The sequence below is a fragment of the Pseudarthrobacter sp. TE3704 genome (assembly GCF_056279405.1).
The window spans coordinates 306,031-323,356 of record NZ_JBWCCJ010000003.1; the positions used below are offsets into that span (position 1 = coordinate 306,031).

Genomic DNA, 17,326 nt, shown 5'->3' on the forward strand with positions numbered 1-17,326 from the left:
GCCGGGAACGTTCGCGGCTTCCATGTCAGGGTGGCGCAGTCCTCCCAGCGCACTCGAGTTCGAATCAACCGTCATGATGCCCCCCGTTCATCGTCACGAAGCCGCCCTCCACCAGCGCGCTGGACCTATCGTCCCACGGGACAGGCTGGCCCGGGATGGCAACGGCGTGCGGACGACGGCGGGAGGCTGCCTTAGGGGGGCTCTGCCAGTACCCGTTACAACAGGGACTCCCATCAGCGCCCGGGAAGACGTTGACTGGAGGATGGCCGGGCATGCCCCGGCAGCAACGTCATCAACGAGGGAGACTTCATGCACACACGGACACTTGGGCAAGGTCTGCAGGTATCGGCTGTTGGCCTTGGCTGCATGGGAATGTCACAGAGCTACGGCCCCAACCCCGGCGACCGGCAGGCGATGATCGGGGTGCTGCGCGACGCCGTCGGGATGGGCATCAACTTCTTTGACACGGCGGAGGTGTATGGCCCGTTCGTCAACGAGGAGCTCGTCGGCGAAGCCCTCGCGCCGGTCCGGGACGAGGTAGTCATCGCCACCAAGTTCGGGTGGCGGATCGAGAACGGCAAATCCGTAGGACTCGACAGTTCGCCGGAGCGGATCAAACGCGTCGCGGACGAGTCACTCCGCCGCCTGCGCGTCGACACGCTCGACCTCTTCTACCAGCACCGCGTGGACCCCAATGTGCCGATTGAGGAAGTGGCCGGCACGGTAGGCGAACTCGTCCAGACCGGCAAGGTCCGCCACTTCGGGCTGTCCGAGGCCTCGGCTGCCACCATCCGTGCAGCGCATGCCGTCTTTCCGGTAACGGCTGTCCAGAGCGAGTACTCGCTCTGGACGCGGGACCCGGAGCCGGAAGTACTGCCAATGCTGGCGGAACTCGGGATCGGATTCGTACCTTTCAGCCCGCTCGGCAAGGGCTTCCTCACCGGAACCGTCGATACGTCCACAGAGTTCGCGGAAGGTGACGTCCGCGGCACCATCCCGCGCTTCACAGCCGAGAACCGCGCCGCCAACCAGGCGCTGGTGGACCACGTCGCCGGACTGGCCACCGCCAAGAACGCCACCCCCGGACAAATCGCGCTGGCGTGGCTCCTGGCACAGCAGCCATGGATCGTGCCGATCCCCGGGACTCGCCGTCGGGAGCGCCTCGAGGAGAATGCCGCCGCCACAACCGTGGCGTTATCCGCCGATGAAGTCGCCGATCTGAATGCTGTCGCCAGCCGGATCGGCGTGCAGGGGAACCGCTACAACGACCTGCACATGGGCCTCGTGGGACGGTAACGGCCTAAAGCGCGCACACACGGAAGCGGCCGACGGCGGGAGGTCCCCGCCGTCGTTCGCTTGCGCGTGCTGGCTGCCCGGTCAGGCCACCCGTGCCCCGGCGGCGAGTTGGACAGCGACGTCAACGATCATGTCTTCCTGTCCCCCGACGTAGCCTGCCTTGCCGATCTCTTCAAGGATCTGCCAGGCAGGGACGCCGTAGCGTTCCGCGGCGCGTTCGGCGTGGATGAGGAAGGAGGAATAGACCCCGGCGTAGCCCTGCATGATGGAGGCGCGGTCCATGATGGGCATGCGGGTGATGATGGGTTTGACGACGTCTTCCGCTGCTGCCATAACGCCGTGGACGTCAACGCCGGTACTGATGTTGAGCCGTTCGAAGGCGGCGGCGAGGACTTCGGTGGGTGAGTTGCCCGCTCCGGCGCCGAGGGCGAGAAGGGTCCCGTCGATCTGCTTGGCCCCCGCGCGCGCGGCGTAGACGGAGTTCGCGACGCCAAAGCTGAGGTTCTGGTGTCCGTGGAAGCCAACCTGCGCGTCGTTTCCGAGTTCGGCGACGAGGGCGGAGACCCGGTCGGAGACGTCCTCGAGGATCAGGGCTCCGGCAGAGTCCACGACGTAGACGCACTGGCAGCCGGCGTCGGCCATGATCCTGGCCTGCTTCGCCAGGTTCTCCGGCGTGGTGCGGTGGGAGAGCATCAGGAATCCGACGGTTTCCATTCCGAGCTTGCGGGCGTGCTGGAAGTGCTGGATGGAGACGTCGGCTTCGGTGCTGTGCGTGGCGATGCGGGCCACGGAGGCGCCGGCGTCGTGGGCCTGGTTCAGGTCGTGGATGGTGCCCAGGCCCGGGAGCATGAGCACGGCGATCCGGGCCTTTTTCGCTTCGTCAACGGCGGCGCGGACCAGGTCCAGTTCCGGGGTGAGGGAGAAGCCGTAGTTGAAGGATGAGCCACCGAGTCCGTCGCCGTGGGTGACCTCGATGACTTCGACGTTCGCGTCATCCAGGGCACGGACCACGGAGCGGACGTGCGCTTCGGTGAATTTGTGGCTCATGGCGTGGGAGCCGTCGCGCAGTGTGGTGTCCGTCAGCCGGACGCTGAGGTTCTGGGTCGAGGTCATGGTCATGCTCCTACGGGCGTTGAAGGGACGGCGGCGTCCATGCGTTCGGCCAGCAGGTCGGCTGTCCGGGTGGCGGCGGCGGTGATGATGTCCAGGTTGCCGGCGTATTCGGGGAGGTAGTCTGCTGCCCCCTTGACCTGGACCCAGACGCCGACGCGTCCGTTGCCGTTCCAGTCCTCGCGGGCAGCATCGAACTGGGGCTCGACGCGCAGGGAGTATCCGGGGACGTAGTCCTGGATCCTGGCGACGGCCTCGTCGATGGCTGCCCGGATCTTGTCCTGCAGGTCGCCGGGTTCCGCGGCGGCTGCGGGGATCGCCGCGTAGATGGTGTTGCGCATGATCATGGGCGGCTCCACCGGGTTGATGATGATGATGGCCTTGCCCCGCTTCGCTCCACCGACCTCTTCCAGGGCTTTGGCTGTGGTTTCGGTGAATTCGTCGACGTTGGCGCGGGTTCCAGGGCCGGCGGACTTGGAGGCGATGGAGGCGACGATCTCGGCGTAGTCCACGGGGACCACCGAGGAGATTGCGGCGACGATGGGGGTGGTGGCTTGGCCGGCGCAGGTGATCATGTTGACGTTCAGGACATCCTCCAGGGCGTCCAGGTTCACCACCGGGCACAGGTACGGGCCGACGGCGGCCGGGGTCAGGTCGATCGCGTGGATCCCGGCGGCCTTGTACTTGGGGGCGTTGGCTTCGTGGGCCTTGGCCGAGGTGCATTCGAAGACGAAGTCGGGGAGGTCGTCCTGGGCCAGGAGCCAGTCGACGCCCTCAGCCGAGGTGGTGATGCCGAGGCGGCCGGCACGGGCGAGTCCGTCCGAGGCCGGGTCCACGCCGATCATGTATTTGACCTCGAGGTTGGTGCTGCGGCGCATGATTTTGAACATCAGGTCGGTGCCGATATTGCCTGAGCCGACGATCGCGGCGGTTTTCTTGGCCATGGAAGGGTCCTTATTTGGTGAAGTGGATAGTCAATGAGCCCAGCGGACCGAAATCCGCGACGGCGGTGCTTCCGGCAGTGACCGGCTCGGCTTTGGTGAACGAGCCAGGGAGGATCAGCTGCCCGGCGTCCAGCGCCACGCCCTGCTCACCAAGCACGTTGGCCAGCCAGGCGAGCGGGGCGATGGGGTCCCCCATCACATCTGCACCCGTCCCGGAGCCGGTGACGCCGCCGTCGATCACCAGCGCACAGCTGACGTCCAGCAGGTCGGCGGGATCGACGTCGAGCGGTGTTGAGCCCACCACAATGGCGCCGCAGGAGGCGTTGTCCGCCACCGTGTCCACGAGCTTGATGTCCCAGTCGGTGATGCGGGAGTCGATGATTTCGATGGCCGGGTAGACGGCGCCAATCGCGGCGGCTGCCTGTTCCAGCGTGACGCCGGGCCCCTGCAAAGCCTCCTTCAGCACAAAGCCGAACTCGGGCTCGACCTTGGGCTGGATGAACGAGGATGCGGAGACCCTGTCGCCGTCGTGGTGGACCATGTCGTCGAAGAAGAACCCGAAGTCCGGGGAGTCCACGCCGAGTTGCTGCTGCATGGCCAGGGAGGTCAGGCCCACCTTGCGGCCTGCCAGTACCCTGCCCGCTGCAATATGGTGCTCGAGCTGGGCGGTCTGGACCTGGTAGGAATCAGTTAGGGTCATGCCGTCGAACCGGTTCCGCAGGGGGGCTACGGGGACCTTGGAGGCGGTGGCTTCCAGGAGTTCGGTTGCGAACGCGTCCAAGGCAGGGGTGCGGGAAGACTGCGTGGTGGAGGTCATCACTTCACCACCGCCGTCGTCACGCCGAAGCCTGCGATGAACTCAGGGATGGGACGGTAGTACTCCGAGGTGACGATGTACTCGCCGGCCGCGCGCAGCGCGTTGTAGGCTGCAACCCAGTTCCGGACCTCATGGGCGGAGTTGCCTGCGGTGGCCGCCATTTCCGCTGCTGTCCAGGTGTCCAGTTTTTCCAGCTCGCCGGAGGCGATGATGGACAGGAACTCACGGTCCCATTCCGGGTTCAGGTCCATGATGGTCGCCTCGCCCTTCGCGAAGGCTGCGGCCGTGTCGATGACCCGTTGCTGGCGGGCGTCCCGTGCCGCGGCGGTGGGGTGCCGGCCGTTGAGCAGCATCGCCTTCTGCTCTGGTGTGGCCGTGGCGATCTGGGGCACCGGCGGGTCGTGGGACAGTCCGCCGGAGCCGATGATGAGGACCTTCTGGTCCAGGGTCTTGAGGTAGTTCCCGACGGCGGTGCCCAGCTGCCGCACGCGGCGCATGGACGCGAAGGGCGGCGCCACCGAGTTGACGAAGATCGGGATCACCGGTTTCGCGGCGATGGAGCCGAAGAGCACCTCGAGCGGCTGCACCGCGCCGTGGTCGATCTCCATCTTGAGGGAGATGGCGGCGTCGAGGTCGGCGTCGATGACGGCTTGCGCCAGGTCCTTGGCGATGCCGGTGGGGACGTTCAGCGGGCCTTCCTCGCTGCCGTAATCACCTACGCTGACGGCCTCATACCCAATGCAGAAGGGGGGCATGAGCTCGTAGAAGAAGCCGTTGTAATGGTCCGGCGCGAAGGAGACCACCAGGTCCGGGTTGAAGTCCTCCACGAACCGGCGGGCCACGGCGAAGGCGGCGTCGACGTCCCGCTGGATGTCCTCCGGCGGGTCGGTCACCTCCAGTAGGGGGCTATGCGACATGGAGACGAGTGCGAGCGTCATTGCTTACTCCTTCCTTGAAAGACATTGCGGCGAGAATGCCGTCGAGGGTTTTGGGGGCGTCCTGGGTGAGGCAGGCCCCAGCGACGAAGCGGTCAGGACGGACAAACACGACAGGGGTGGGGCGGTCGTCGAACCACTTCTTCAGGCGGCCGGTGGTGTCACCGACGACGATGACGTCTGCCGGGTAGCGCTCCTCGCACCAGGTGCGCTGGCTCTCGGGGACGAGGCAGACCAGTTGTGCGCCGAGCTCGCCGAGCCTGGCCAGATCAGAGTCGGAGAACACGTCCTTGGGGTTGTTCCCCCAGACCAGCACGGTCCACCATTTCCCGGTGACCTCATCCAGCAGGATGTTGGACTCCGTCTTGGTGGTGACGCGCGGTTGCGGGAACTGGACGCCCACCGGGGAGACCTGGATGTTGGCCGTGCGTGTGGGGATCAGTTTGCTGGTGAGCTTGGCGAGGGCGGAGCCGGGTTTGTGGCTCGTGGGGTCCACCACGACGCCGCGGGTGTACCGGGGCATGGGCTTGAATTTCATGTCGGAGAAGTAGGACTTCACTTGGGGAAAAAGGTTCAGGCCCGCAGCGATGGCGTCGCGCGACGCAACCATGGCCGGTTGGGTCACCTTGATGACGTTGCCCAGGGTGAGGGACAAGTCGATCATTGCTTTGGCATGGTCGCGGCGTTCGACGTCGTAGGTGTCCAGGAGATCATCGGTGGCCTGGCCCCTGAGGATGGTGGCGAGCTTCCAGGCCAGGTTGGTGGCGTCGCGGACTCCGGAGTTCCAGCCCTGGCCCATCCAGACGGGCATAAGGTGGGCTGCATCACCGGCGATCAGGACCTTGCCGCGGCGGAAGGAGCTGGCGATCCGGGCGTGGTGGGTGTAGACGCGGCGGCGGATGAAGTCCAGGCCGGCCGGATCCGGTACGTGCTCTGCGAGCAGGGCATTGACGAAGTCCGGGTCGGTCACCATGGCGTCGGTCTCGCCGTCGAACAGCATGAATTCCCAGCGCCGGATGGCGTGCGGCAGCCCGATGGAGACGTAGGGGCGTTTCGGGTCCGCGCCGAGGAAGACGTTGGGAGTGCCGAGCGGGTCGTTGTTGACGTCCACCACGAGCCAGCGGGTGGAGGGGGATTTTCCGTCGAAGAGGACCCCCATCCACAGCCGGGTGGCGGAGCGGCCGCCTTCACAGCCCACCACATACTTGGCGTGGATCTGCTTCAGTTCCGTCGTGCCGTCGTCGCCCTTGACGTTGATCGTGGCCAGGACGCCGTCGTCGGTTTCCCGCAGCGAGAGGACTTCGTGGTTGAACCGGACGTCCACGGTGGCGTGCCGGGACAGTCCCTCAAGCATCGCCTGGTCCACCAGGGGCTGGATGAAGGCGTTCTTGCGGGGCCAGCCGAATTCGTCAGTCGTGGGCGCATTGTGGGTGAGGACCCGACCCTTGCCGTTGACCAGCCGCATGATGTGCTGGGGTGTGGTGTGGGGCAGGACGGTATCGGTGAGCCCGGCGGTCTGGACCGTCCGAAGCGACTCATCATCGATCCCTACCCCGCGCGGGTAGTCGATCAGTTCGGGCAGTGCCTCGAGCAGGGTCACGTTTTGGCCGTAGGTGCCCAAAAGGTTGGTGAGCATCAGGCCGACGGGGCCCGCGCCGATCACCAGTACGTCGGTGTCAAACTCCATGGTGGTTCTCTGTTCTATGGGTGCGCAGAATGGGCAGGCAAGCTGGTGTGCTCAGCGGGCGAGCATGAAGTCGAGGAAGATGCGGTTGAACGTTTCCGGGTCTTCGTACTGGGGCCAGTGGCCGCAGTTCTCCATAACGGCGAGTTCCCCGTTGGGAATGAGCCCGGCAATGCGGCGGCCCTCGTCCACCGGGCCGGAGGGGTCCTTGGTGGTCCAGAGCACCAGCGCCGGCGCCTTGATCTGACCCAGCGCCTCATCCGTGAGCATGTTCCGCTTCCGGGTTTCGAGGTCCTGCAGGGCCATGTTGGCCTGGCAGGCCTTGAGCCAGCCCGGCTGCTGGAAGATGGCCTGGCGGGTGCGGATGAGGTCATCGGTGACCATGGCGGGGTCGGCCATGAGCCATTCGAGCCGGGTCTTGACCCGCTCCCAGGACGGGTCCTTGGCCGCTTCCACGGACAGCGTGTAGAGCCGCTCCATCACCACCGGATTAGCCATCGTTCCGCCCATGGTGTTCAGCAGGATCCGTTCCACCTTTTCCGGGTAGTCGATCGCAAACCGGGCCGTGACCCAACCGCCCAGGGACTCCCCGGTGAGGTACGACTTTTCGGCGCCGATGGCCTCCATAAAGCCCAGGAGCTGGTCGATGTAGTGCCGAATTTCCAAGGGGTGGTCCGGCTTGTCGCTGTACCCGTGGCCGATGAAGTCGATGGCCCACACGTCGAAGTGCTCGGACAGCGCCTTCAGGTTCCGCACGTACGCCTCTGCGTGACCGGTGATGCCATGCATGGCGATGAGCGTTGGCTTGGACGAGTCACCCGCATGCAGATACCGGGTGCGGTAGGGGCCTGCCTGGATGAAACCCTGGCTGAACTCGGTCTGGGCCAGGTCTGACCAGACGCTTGTGTAGGGGCGGTTCGTCATAGCTTTCCTTCTATGTTGTAAATAACGCTCGCTTGTAAGCGATAAATGCACGATATGGCTAACATCACAGCACGCGGACAGAAGGTCTGTCAACGCTGGAAGGGAATTGCGGTGATGGACGCGGGCCCCGCAGCAGGCCGGGGAGAGTCCTTAGGCCAGGCGGCTGGCTATGCGGGCGGCCGCTTCGATGATCGCGGGAATGGCGCTCTCGGCCAGCTCCTTGCGGGTGGTGATGAGATTGACGCAGGCGGCACTTCCCACGGATTCCCCCTGGATCGGCGCGGCGAGGCCGAACATGTTCGGCTCAACCTCGCCGTACGTCAGTGAGTAGCCCTTGGCCCGCGCCTCGCGCACCGGCTCCGCCTCATTCTCGGCGGGGGTGGCGCAGGAACTGATGGCATGGCCGGCAGCTCCTCGGTTCAGCGGGTGGCGGCTGCCTTCGCTGAACGAAATCCGGTACGTGAGGTTCCGGGGCTCGACGACGGCAAGCGCCACAGCGTCGGACCCCTCCTTCACCAGCAGGGACACCGTCTGCTGAAGCTGTTCCGCCAGTTCAGTCAGGACCGGCAGGGCTGCCGCACGCATCGCGGAATGGGCAGCACCGGCAAGGGCGAGAAGACCTGAGGCGCCGCGGTACCGATTGTCGTCACCACGGTGGATCAGGGCGCTGTCACTGAGGGTGTTCAGGATCCGGTACGCGATGGTCCGGTGGACCCCGAGCTGGTCGGCGACGTCCTGGATCGCCATCCCCTGCCTGGAGGCAGCGATCATCTTCAGCACGGAAAGGCCCCGGGCCAGGGTCTGGGAGCCGGCCGTGCGTGAGGCGGGCGCCGCGGGTTCGTCGGTCACGAAGACCATCCTAGTGATTTGAGTGGATGGACCGGCTCCGCCGAGACCTCATCTTGACAGCGGGGGTGAGCCCGATCACTATGGTTATTACATTATCGCTCGTTAACAAGCGTTATTTACACAAACTTCCTTCTCATTCTCCTCCAGCCAAAGGCAGACCCCCTATGACCAGCTCTCCCGCAGCCGTCTCCTCTGAGGCGGCCTACCGAAAGCAAATGCGCCGAGTCCTTTTCTCCAGCTACCTCGGCAGCGTGGTGGAGTTCTACGACTTTCTCCTCTATGGCATCGCCGCCAGCCTGGTTTTCGGACAGATTTTCTTCGCCAACATGACTCCGGTGGTTGCCACCATCGCATCCTTCGGCACCTTGGCTGTCGGATACCTGTCCCGTCCCCTTGGCGGCATCATCTTCGGCCACTTTGGTGACAAGGTGGGCCGCAAATCGATGCTGATCATCACCATGTCGCTCATGGGCGTGGCGAGCACCCTGATCGGGTTGCTGCCCACCTACGACCAGATCGGCGTCGTTGCTCCCCTGCTGCTGATCTTTCTGCGGCTCGTTCAGGGCCTGGCTGTCGGCGGCGAATGGGGCGGAGCCGCCCTCATGTCACTCGAACATTCCAAGACGGAACGCCGCGGTTTCGCCGCCAGCGTCACGCACATGGGCGGCCCGTCCGGCGCTCTGCTCGCCACGCTGATCATGACGGGCTTCTCCACCCTGCCCAAGGAGGACTTCCTGACCTGGGGCTGGCGTGTGCCGTTCCTGTTCAGTGCAGTGCTGCTCCTCGTCGGGATGTTCGTGCGCCTTAAGGTCACCGAAAGTCCCCTCTTTGCCGCTGCACAGCAGGCAAAGAAGCTGGAACCGAAGAAAAAGGGCAAGTCACCGCTGCTTCTGGTGCTGCGCCGCTACCCGAAAAATGTTGTGCTCGCCGCCCTGGGCGGCTCCGCAGCCTTTGTGTTCCAGGGGCTGCTGGCCACCTTCGCCATCACCATGGCCGTCCAGACCGGGGTGGCGCAGACAACCGTGCTGTTGATGCACGCGGTTGCAACGTTCTTGCACATCTTCACTATCCCGCTCTTCGCCATCCTGTCCGACCGCGTCGGCCGCCGGCCGGTCATGGTTACAGGTGCCATCGCCGGCGCAGTCCTCGCCTTCCCGATTTTCCAGATGCTCGCATCCGGAAACGTCGCCCTGGTCCTGATCGCGTTCCTGATCGGCAACCCCCTCATCCAGGCATCGATGTACGGGCCCATGGCAGCCTTCATCAGCGAGATGTTCGGCACGGGGGCGCGGTACACGGGTGCCTCGCTGGGATACCAGCTTGCCGCCACGCTGGGCGCCGGCCTGGCACCTTTGAGCGCGGCAAGCCTGATGGCGATGGGCGGCGGGAACCCCGTCTTCATCTCGGTGATGGTCGCCGTGGTCTGCGTCATCAGTGCAGCAGCCATCTACCTCACCAAAGAGTCGTACCGGGCAAACCTTGGTTCATCCGGGGCTGACGAACCACAGCCGGCACCAGCAGCAGTGGCAGGAAACTGATGGGCCGGATCCCTGGAGCCGGGGGCAGTGACCTGAATCCCCGGGTAGTGACGCTGGGAACCGCCGGCGGCCCCATGTGGTGGACGGGTGAAGGCGCGGGACGCCGCTCGGGGATCGCCACCGCCGTGCTCGTCGGGGACCGCGCCTACCTGGTTGATTGCGGGCACGGCGTGGGCCGTCAACTGATGCTGGCAGGGATCGGCCTTTCGTCCATCAGGGGAATCTTCCTGACCCACCTGCATTCGGACCACACGATCGATCTGGGCTCGCTGGCGATCTTTGGGTTGTACGAGCTGTCCAAGGGTGACCGGCTCAAGGTCCTGGGGCCGGGCGACAGGGGCATGCTGCCGCCGGTATCCGAGCGGGCGGACCAGGCACCCCAGCCGATTTTCCCGGCCAGGCCAACTCCCGGAACGGTGTCCCTGTTCGAATCCATCCTGCAGGGCTACGCCACGGACCTGAATGACAGGATCTTTGACACCCTGCGGCCCTCCCCCTACGAGTTCTTCGACGTCGAAGACATCACGGTGCCCGCTGGAGTCGGATACCACCCCAATAGCAACCCCACCCCGGACATGGAACCCTTCGAGATTTATGCTGACGAACTTGTGACCGTAACGGCCACCCTTGTCCGCCATGCACCCGTAGCACCGGCCTTCGCCTTCCGGTTTGAGACGGCCGAGGGGTCCGTGACCATCTCCGGCGACACCGGCCCCTGCCGCAACCTGGTACGGCTGGCCGCCGGAACCGATCTGCTGCTGCATGAGGCGATCGACGTCGAATGGATCTACCGCGACCGGCCGGGTGTCCCTGCGGACTCCGTTCGGGCGGCGATAGACCACCACAACAACGCGCACACCTCGGTGGCCGACTGCGTCCGGATTGCCACCGAAGCCGGTGCCAAGGCCCTGGCCCTGCACCATCTGGTGCCGGGGACCAGTCCCCAGGAAACGTGGCTGCGCGGGGCCGAAGACTTCGACGGGCTCTATCTCGTACCGGATGACCTTGACGAGATCTCCTTTGCCCGGAGCTCCCTGGTTCACCGGTAGCAGCCGGACAAAAGGAAGCGGGCGGCGGCGCGGGCCTTCATTAGCGGCAAGGCGTTTTTCATAACGTCCGAGCGGCGTTTGCTGTTCTAGCCATGCCAGGTGCTCGCACTCTGCACACTGCTCGGTGCATGCAGGATAAGCGCGTCACCCTGGCCGCCTCCACCGCACAAAGCGGCGACGCCGACCCCTGTTCCGCGTAGTCCGAGCTGCAACGCCAAGTGCAGAACGACGCGTGCTCCGGATGCGCCGAGTGGGTGTCCGAGTGCCAGCGCTCCCCCGCTGCTGTTGACCTTGTCCTCTGAAAGGCCCAGGGCGTGCTGCTGGCCAGGGCTACTGCTGCGAACGCTTCGTTTATTTCGATGAGGTCGAAGCTGTGGGGTGCCAGGCCCTCCTGCAAAGCGGCTTCTTCTATAGCTCGTGCAGGCTGGTTCTGCAGGGTCGAATCAGGACCGGCAACAGACGCGTACGATCCGATTTCAGCTATCCAGCCAAGGCCTCGTTCTTCGGCACTTCGTCGGCTCATCAGGACGAGGGCTGCTGCGCCGTCTGAAATTGGCGAGGCGGTGCCGGCAGTGATCGTCCCTTCGGGGCTGAAGGCAGGCCGGAGCCGGGCCAGCGCTTCGAGGGTCAGGTCCTCACGCACGCCCTCGTCTTGGCTGATACTGATGGGTTCACCGCGACGCTGGGGAACTTTTACGGTTGTGATCTCCCTATTGAACGTCCCATCATTTCGCGCGCGGGTCGCCCGTTGGTGGCTCTTGATGGCGTACTCGTCCTGCTGTCGGCGTGTGAATCCTCCGGGTTTGGCATTGGTTTCATCCGTTAGCATGCCCATGGAGTGGTCCGTGAAGACGTCCCACAGCCCGTCGTGGTTCATGGAGTCCACTGCAGTGAAATCGCCGTACCGGCTGCCCTGCCTGGATGCCGGGAGAAGATGAGGGGACTGGGACATGGATTCCATGCCGCCGGCAACCACCACTTCCGCCGCTCCTGTCCGGATGAGCCGGTCGGCGTCAGCGATGGCCGCGGTCCCGGAGAGGCAGACTTTATTGACGTGTGTGGCCGGGACGTTCATGCCTATCCCGCCGAGGATGGCGGCTTGGCGGGCAGGGAGTTGACCTGCACCAGCGGTGAGGACTTGTCCCATGATGACGTGGTCAACGGCTTCGGCCGGGACTGCGGAACGTTCCAGGGCGGCACGGATGGCGAATCCGCCTAGTTCGGCGGCGGAGAAGTTGGCGAGCCCGCCCATGAATTTTCCGAATGGAGTCCGTGCGCCCCCGATGACAACGGTCCGGTCGGCGGGGTTAAGGGGAGTCCGTCGTTTTGGGCTCATAACGTTGTTCCTGTCGTGTGATTGCTGTCGTCTTGAGGTGTTTCGTAGTCGTACCAGCCCTTTCCGCTTTTGCGTCCGAGCCTTCCTGCCTCGTACATTTCACGGATCATGGGGTGCGGCAGGTCGGCGGGGTTACCTGTTTCTGCATAGATGGCTTCGGCAATCATGCAGTTGACGTCGATTCCGACCAGGTCCATCAGTTCGAAGGGGCCCATTGGATGCCCCAGCGCTGTTCTGGCGGCCGTGTCAATGTCCTCGGTGCTGGCAATGCCGGCGTCCAGCAGGCTCAATGCTTCGTCGCGGAGCACGCCCATGAGCCGGTTGGCCACGAAGCCGGGGATCTCTCTGCTGAGCAGGACCGGTTGTTTGCCGATCGTTCGAACCAGCTCCATGACGGTGTCTACAGTGGCTTGTGTTGTTTCCGGGTGGCGGACTACTTCCACGCACTTCATCACCAGGGCCGGGTTGAAGAAGTGCACGTTGCAGACCTGCCCTGGCCTGCGCGTCACCTTGGCGACCTTTGAGGAGCCAAGGGTGGAGGAATTTGTGGCAAGGATGGCGTGCGGTGGGGCGAGCCGGTCGAGTTCGGCGAAAATGTGCTGCTTTATTGCCAACTTTTCCGTGGCAGCCTCGATGACGAAGTCCGCGGACGATGCCGCCTCGCCCAGATCGGTGGTGCAGGTCAGCCGGTCCAATGCTTGCCGGGCGGTCCCGGCCGTCATGCGGCCCTTCGCCACGGTGGCGTCCATGCGCTCCTCGAGCTGGTTTCTGGCGGTGGCCAGGCCCGATTCGGCTATGTCTTGGAGGATGACGTCGTGTCCGGCCAAAGCGAAGACCATCGCGATTTGGGAACCCATTGCGCCTGCGCCCACAACAAGGACGCGCGCAAGCCCCCGCTGGCTTGTCTCAGGTCCGGGCATTGTTGCCTCCACGCAGGTAGACGGTGGTGGTGTGAGTGAAGAATTCCTTGGCCGCTTCGCCCTGTTCCTTCGGTCCATAGCCGCTCTTCTTCGCCCCACCGAACGGAACATGGGGGTCAGCGCCGGCGGATTCGGAGTTAATGTGCAGGATCCCGACGTCGATCTCGTCGATCGCGGACAGTGCTGTGGTCAGATCCTGGGTGAACAGTGCGGCAGAGAGGCCAAATTCACTGTCATTAGCCAAGTCCAGCGCCTCCTGTATTGATCCGGCCCTGCGGACGGAGAGCACTGGACCGAAGAGCTCTTGGGTCCATACGTCCTGTGTGCGGTGACCTTGGAGTTCCAACACGGTTGGTGCAACGAAATAACCTGCAGACAGGTCACCGGCGTATGGGTTACCGCCGGCCAGGACGTCGGCTCCCTGGGTAATGGCATTGTCAATTCCCTGTTGGATGGAGATGCGTGCCGCTTCGTTGATCACCGGGCCCATTTGAGTCCCGGGTGCAGTGGGATCCCCTACGGCGAGGGCGGCAGCCCGTTTCCCCAGTTCCGTGAGGAAGTCATCAGCGATTTCGTCGGCGATGATCAGCCGGGACGTGGCTGTGCATTTTTGTCCCGTGGAGCGGAAGGCGCCGAGCATGACTTGTTCCAGGGCCAGGTCCAGATCGGCATCGGCCAACACGATGGAGGCGTTTTTTCCTCCCATTTCTGCCTGCACGGGCACTCCCCTGCCTGCGGCCTTGGACGCGAGGCTTCGCCCTACCCCGGTTGACCCGGTAAAGGTCAAACCGTCCAGCGCGGGATGTTCAACGATGCTGTTTCCCATCGAACCCGGACCGATCAGCAGGTTCAGCACGCCGGAGGGAAGACCGGCGGAAGTCAACGCTTCCGCGAGCCGCATGGCCAGCAAAGGGACGGTGCTGGCTGGTTTCCACACCACGGCGTTGCCGTAGGCCAGTGCCGGAGCGATTTTCCATGCCGGGATTGCAATGGGGAAATTGAACGGGGTGACTACGCCAATAACACCCAACGGTTTGCGCGTCACCATGATGGTCTCTCCCCGCCTTGGCGAGGAGTAGATGCCGCCGGCAGCGCGGTCGCAGTCGTTCCCGTAATACCGGAGAATCTGGGCAGCCCGTAAAACTTCACCCTCACCTTCGGCCAGGGTTTTACCCTCTTCCTGCGCAAGTTCCAGGCCAAGGGCTGCGGCGGATTGCTCCAGGATGGCTGCGGCACGGAGCAGCACCAGACCCCGTTCGTGACCCGGGGTCCGGGCCCAACCATGCTTGGCTGCCGTGGCAGCGGCCATGGCACCATCCACCTCGGACCCGCCTGCCTGGAGCCCGTGGGCGACCGTTTCAGTGGGGCGCGCAGGGTTGCTGCTGGTCACAGGGGACCCGGTTCCGTCTTTCCAGACCCCGTTAATGAGGTGCCGGAGCTGGATTGTTGCGGTCATATTTTTGCTTTCTTAGCGGAAGGCGGGAAGGCCGGTGATCTTGTTGCCCAGGATCAAGGTGTGGACCTCGTCGGTGCCTTCGTAGGTGCGAACGGACTCGAGGTTGTTGGCATGACGCAACGGGGAATAGTCCAGGGTGATGCCGTTTCCGCCGAGCATGGCGCGGGCGTCACGGCAGATCTGGATGGCTTCCCGGCAGTTATTGAGCTTGCCAACGGAGATCTGGTGGGGTTCCAGCTCTCCGGCGTCCTTCAGCCGGCCCAGGTGCAGGGCGAGAAGGAAGCCCTTGTTGATTTCCAGGGCCATGTCCACGAGTTTTTGCTGGGTGAGCTGGTAACCGGCCAGGGGCTTGTCGAACTGCAGGCGTTCCTGCGAGTAGGCGAGGGCCGTGAGGAAGCTGTCCCGCGCAGCACCCATGGCGCCCCAGATGATGCCGTAACGGGCTTCGTTCAGGCACTCGAAAGGCCCCCTCAAACCCTTGGCGTTGGGAAGGATCGCCTCGGCGGGAAGCCGCACGTCTGTCAGTTCGATGTCGCATTGGATGGATGCACGCATGGACAGTTTCGGCTCAATCGGAGCGGCCCTGAATCCGGGGGTGTCCGTGGGCACAATAAAGCCGCGGACGCCGTCTTCGGTCTGGGCCCAGATGACGGTCAGGCGGGCAACGGAAGCGAGGCCGATCCAGCGTTTTGAACCGTTGATGATCCAGTCGTCTCCATCGCGACGGGCGAAAGTCTTCATGGCCCCGGGGTCGGACCCGGCAGTCGGTTCGGTCAGGCCGAAGGATCCGATCGCTTCGCCGGCCGCCATCTGTGGCAGCCACTCCTTTTTCTGTTCCTCGGAGCCGTGCTTGTAGATGGCGCTCATGGCGAGGGAACCCTGGACGCTGACGAAGGTCCTGAGTCCTGAATCGCCCGCTTCCAGTTCCGCGCCGGCGAGACCGTACTCTACTGCGGACCGGCCAGCGCAGCCGTAGCCCTTCAAATGCATGCCCAGCAGTCCCAGTTTCGCCATTTCGGGCACAATCTCCAGCGGGAACACGGCGGATTCGTACCAGTTGGCGATGTTCGGCTTGATCTCCGAGTCAACGAAAGACCGGACGGTGTCCCGGAGCGCAATCTCGTCCTGAGTCAGGAGTGCGTCGAAGTTGAGCAGGTCTGCAGAGTCAGTCATAACTTCCTTTTGATGCGACGAATGTGAGTGTTTGTTGGCGAATCAGGGTCATGCCCCGGCGGGTTCTTCCGGCCTTGAAGGGCTGGGGCTGGTGCCTTCCCCGGGACGGCTCAGCCATTGGCGCACTGCATCGCTGTGCTCACCCAAGGCCGGAGGCGCTGAACGGCGTTCGGCCAAAGACGGCGTCCAAGTGATGGGGTGACGGATTTGTTGCCCCATGATCCGGCCGCTTGCATCATGGACCGGAATTGTCGGTTCCAGTCCCAGCGATTCCGCGAACTCCAAAGACTCTTTGATCGTGGCCACCTGCCCGGCGGGGACACCTACCCGGTTGAGGGTGTCCTGCCAATATTGGGCGCCGAAACGTCCCAGAGCATCTTCGAGCAGCGGGATCAGTTCCACGCGGTGACGGACCCGGTCATTGTTGGTCTGAAAACGCGCGTCCGCAGGCAGATCCCTTAGGCCGAGCGCCTGGCAAAGCTTGACGAACTGGCCATCGTTCCCGCAGGCAACCGCCAGCGGCCCGTCCGCACATTGAAGGAGCTGGTAAGGGACGATAGAGGGATGATCGTTTCCCATCCTGGCAGGCACCATCCCGGCCCCCAGGAAGCTTTGGCCCTGGTTCGCCAAGGCACCCTGCAAGCTTGAGAGCAGGTTGACTTCTACCAGGGCCCCTTTACCGGACCGGTTGCGTTCGTTAAGCGCGGCCAGCACCCCAATGGTTGCGTCCTTGGCAGTCAGGACGTCCACGAGTGCCACACCGACCTTGGTGGGATCCTCGTCGGGCTGCCCGGTGATACTCATAAGGCCTCCCAATGCCTGGACCACAAAGTCGTATCCAAGCAGTTCGGCCCCGCCTCCACTGCCGAACCCCGTGACCGATACATAAATCAGGCCTGGGTTTTCCGCTGCCAGCTTAGGGTAGCCCAGGCCCAGCCTGGCCATACCGCCGGGTTTGAAATTTTCCACGACGACATCGGCTCTGCGGGCCAGCTCACGGGCCAGCTCCTGGTCCGCCGGGTCCGTCAGATCCAGGCATATTGATTCCTTGTTACGGTTCACGCTCTCGAAATAGGTTGCTCCGGTTGATGAAAAAGGAGGACCCCAGCTGCGGGTATCATCGCCGGCACCCGGCCGTTCGACCTTGATGACCCGCGCTCCCAGGTCCGCCAGCGTCATGGTTGCCAACGGGCCGGCCAGGACACGCGAGAAGTCGGCGACGACTATGCCATCCAACGGCTGCATGCGTGAATTTGGGCGCGGCCCAGCGTGAGGTTGCAACAGGGTTCCTTTCA

At 64.1% G+C, this 17,326-nt stretch carries 15 protein-coding genes; 3 read left to right on the forward strand and 12 right to left on the reverse strand.

Annotated features, from left to right (window positions below):
• The first annotated feature begins 309 nt into the window (after positions 1-309).
• The gene (locus ACZ9BC_RS09150; protein ID WP_476245649.1) at positions 310-1,296 is read left to right on the forward strand and encodes an aldo/keto reductase; all 987 of its coding nucleotides are present in this window, start codon (positions 310-312) and stop codon (positions 1,294-1,296) included.
• A gap of 81 nt (positions 1,297-1,377) precedes the next feature.
• Here the strand turns inward: ACZ9BC_RS09150 and dmpG are convergent, their stop codons facing one another.
• The 7 genes from dmpG to ACZ9BC_RS09185 form a co-directional block, all read right to left on the reverse strand.
• Positions 1,378-2,409, reverse strand: coding sequence for a 4-hydroxy-2-oxovalerate aldolase (dmpG, locus tag ACZ9BC_RS09155; protein ID WP_476245650.1), 1,032 nt, complete (start codon positions 2,407-2,409; stop codon positions 1,378-1,380).
• Positions 2,410-2,411: 2 nt separating this feature from the next.
• Entirely contained in the window at positions 2,412-3,350 is a 939-nt protein-coding gene (locus ACZ9BC_RS09160; protein ID WP_476245651.1) for an acetaldehyde dehydrogenase (acetylating), read from the reverse strand.
• Positions 3,351-3,360: 10 nt separating this feature from the next.
• A complete protein-coding gene (locus ACZ9BC_RS09165; RefSeq protein WP_476245652.1) occupies positions 3,361-4,167 on the reverse strand; it encodes a 2-keto-4-pentenoate hydratase in 807 nt (268 codons plus the stop codon).
• Positions 4,167-5,105, reverse strand: coding sequence for a 3-carboxyethylcatechol 2,3-dioxygenase (locus ACZ9BC_RS09170; protein WP_476245653.1), 939 nt, complete (start codon positions 5,103-5,105; stop codon positions 4,167-4,169). Before ACZ9BC_RS09170 ends, ACZ9BC_RS09165 begins: the two co-directional genes overlap by 1 nt.
• Entirely contained in the window at positions 5,074-6,789 is a 1,716-nt protein-coding gene (locus tag ACZ9BC_RS09175) for a bifunctional 3-(3-hydroxy-phenyl)propionate/3-hydroxycinnamic acid hydroxylase (RefSeq protein WP_476245654.1), read from the reverse strand. The genes ACZ9BC_RS09170 and ACZ9BC_RS09175 overlap by 32 nt, the downstream gene beginning before the upstream one ends.
• A 51-nt stretch (positions 6,790-6,840) precedes the next feature.
• Complete coding sequence (locus tag ACZ9BC_RS09180; RefSeq protein WP_476245655.1) at positions 6,841-7,710, reverse strand: alpha/beta fold hydrolase; 870 nt, start codon at positions 7,708-7,710, stop codon at positions 6,841-6,843.
• Positions 7,711-7,860: 150 nt separating this feature from the next.
• Positions 7,861-8,559 (reverse strand): IclR family transcriptional regulator, encoded by a 699-nt coding sequence (locus ACZ9BC_RS09185; RefSeq protein ID WP_476245656.1) that lies wholly within the window; start codon positions 8,557-8,559, stop codon positions 7,861-7,863.
• A gap of 164 nt (positions 8,560-8,723) precedes the next feature.
• Here ACZ9BC_RS09185 and ACZ9BC_RS09190 point away from each other — a divergent pair, with 164 nt between their 5' ends.
• Entirely contained in the window at positions 8,724-10,097 is a 1,374-nt protein-coding gene (locus ACZ9BC_RS09190) for an MFS transporter (RefSeq protein ID WP_476245657.1), read from the forward strand.
• Positions 10,097-11,146 (forward strand): MBL fold metallo-hydrolase, encoded by a 1,050-nt coding sequence (locus tag ACZ9BC_RS09195; protein ID WP_476245658.1) that lies wholly within the window; start codon positions 10,097-10,099, stop codon positions 11,144-11,146. Before ACZ9BC_RS09190 ends, ACZ9BC_RS09195 begins: the two co-directional genes overlap by 1 nt.
• Positions 11,147-11,204: 58 nt before the next feature.
• On the opposite strand, the gene ACZ9BC_RS09200 is transcribed toward ACZ9BC_RS09195, so the two are convergent.
• From ACZ9BC_RS09200 to ACZ9BC_RS09220, 5 genes are read right to left on the reverse strand one after another with little or no spacing between them, the layout of a single operon-like run.
• Positions 11,205-12,482: an acetyl-CoA C-acyltransferase gene (locus ACZ9BC_RS09200; RefSeq protein ID WP_476245659.1), complete on the reverse strand. Its 1,278-nt coding sequence runs from the start codon at positions 12,480-12,482 to the stop codon at positions 11,205-11,207.
• The gene (locus ACZ9BC_RS09205; protein WP_476245660.1) at positions 12,479-13,402 is read right to left on the reverse strand and encodes a 3-hydroxyacyl-CoA dehydrogenase family protein; all 924 of its coding nucleotides are present in this window, start codon (positions 13,400-13,402) and stop codon (positions 12,479-12,481) included. The genes ACZ9BC_RS09200 and ACZ9BC_RS09205 overlap by 4 nt, the downstream gene beginning before the upstream one ends.
• The gene (locus ACZ9BC_RS09210; protein ID WP_476245661.1) at positions 13,389-14,858 is read right to left on the reverse strand and encodes an aldehyde dehydrogenase family protein; all 1,470 of its coding nucleotides are present in this window, start codon (positions 14,856-14,858) and stop codon (positions 13,389-13,391) included. Before ACZ9BC_RS09210 ends, ACZ9BC_RS09205 begins: the two co-directional genes overlap by 14 nt.
• A gap of 12 nt (positions 14,859-14,870) precedes the next feature.
• A complete protein-coding gene (locus ACZ9BC_RS09215; RefSeq protein ID WP_476245662.1) occupies positions 14,871-16,031 on the reverse strand; it encodes an acyl-CoA dehydrogenase family protein in 1,161 nt (386 codons plus the stop codon).
• Positions 16,032-16,079: 48 nt separating this feature from the next.
• The gene (locus ACZ9BC_RS09220) at positions 16,080-17,276 is read right to left on the reverse strand and encodes a CaiB/BaiF CoA transferase family protein (protein ID WP_476245663.1); all 1,197 of its coding nucleotides are present in this window, start codon (positions 17,274-17,276) and stop codon (positions 16,080-16,082) included.
• Positions 17,277-17,326 lie beyond the last annotated feature (50 nt).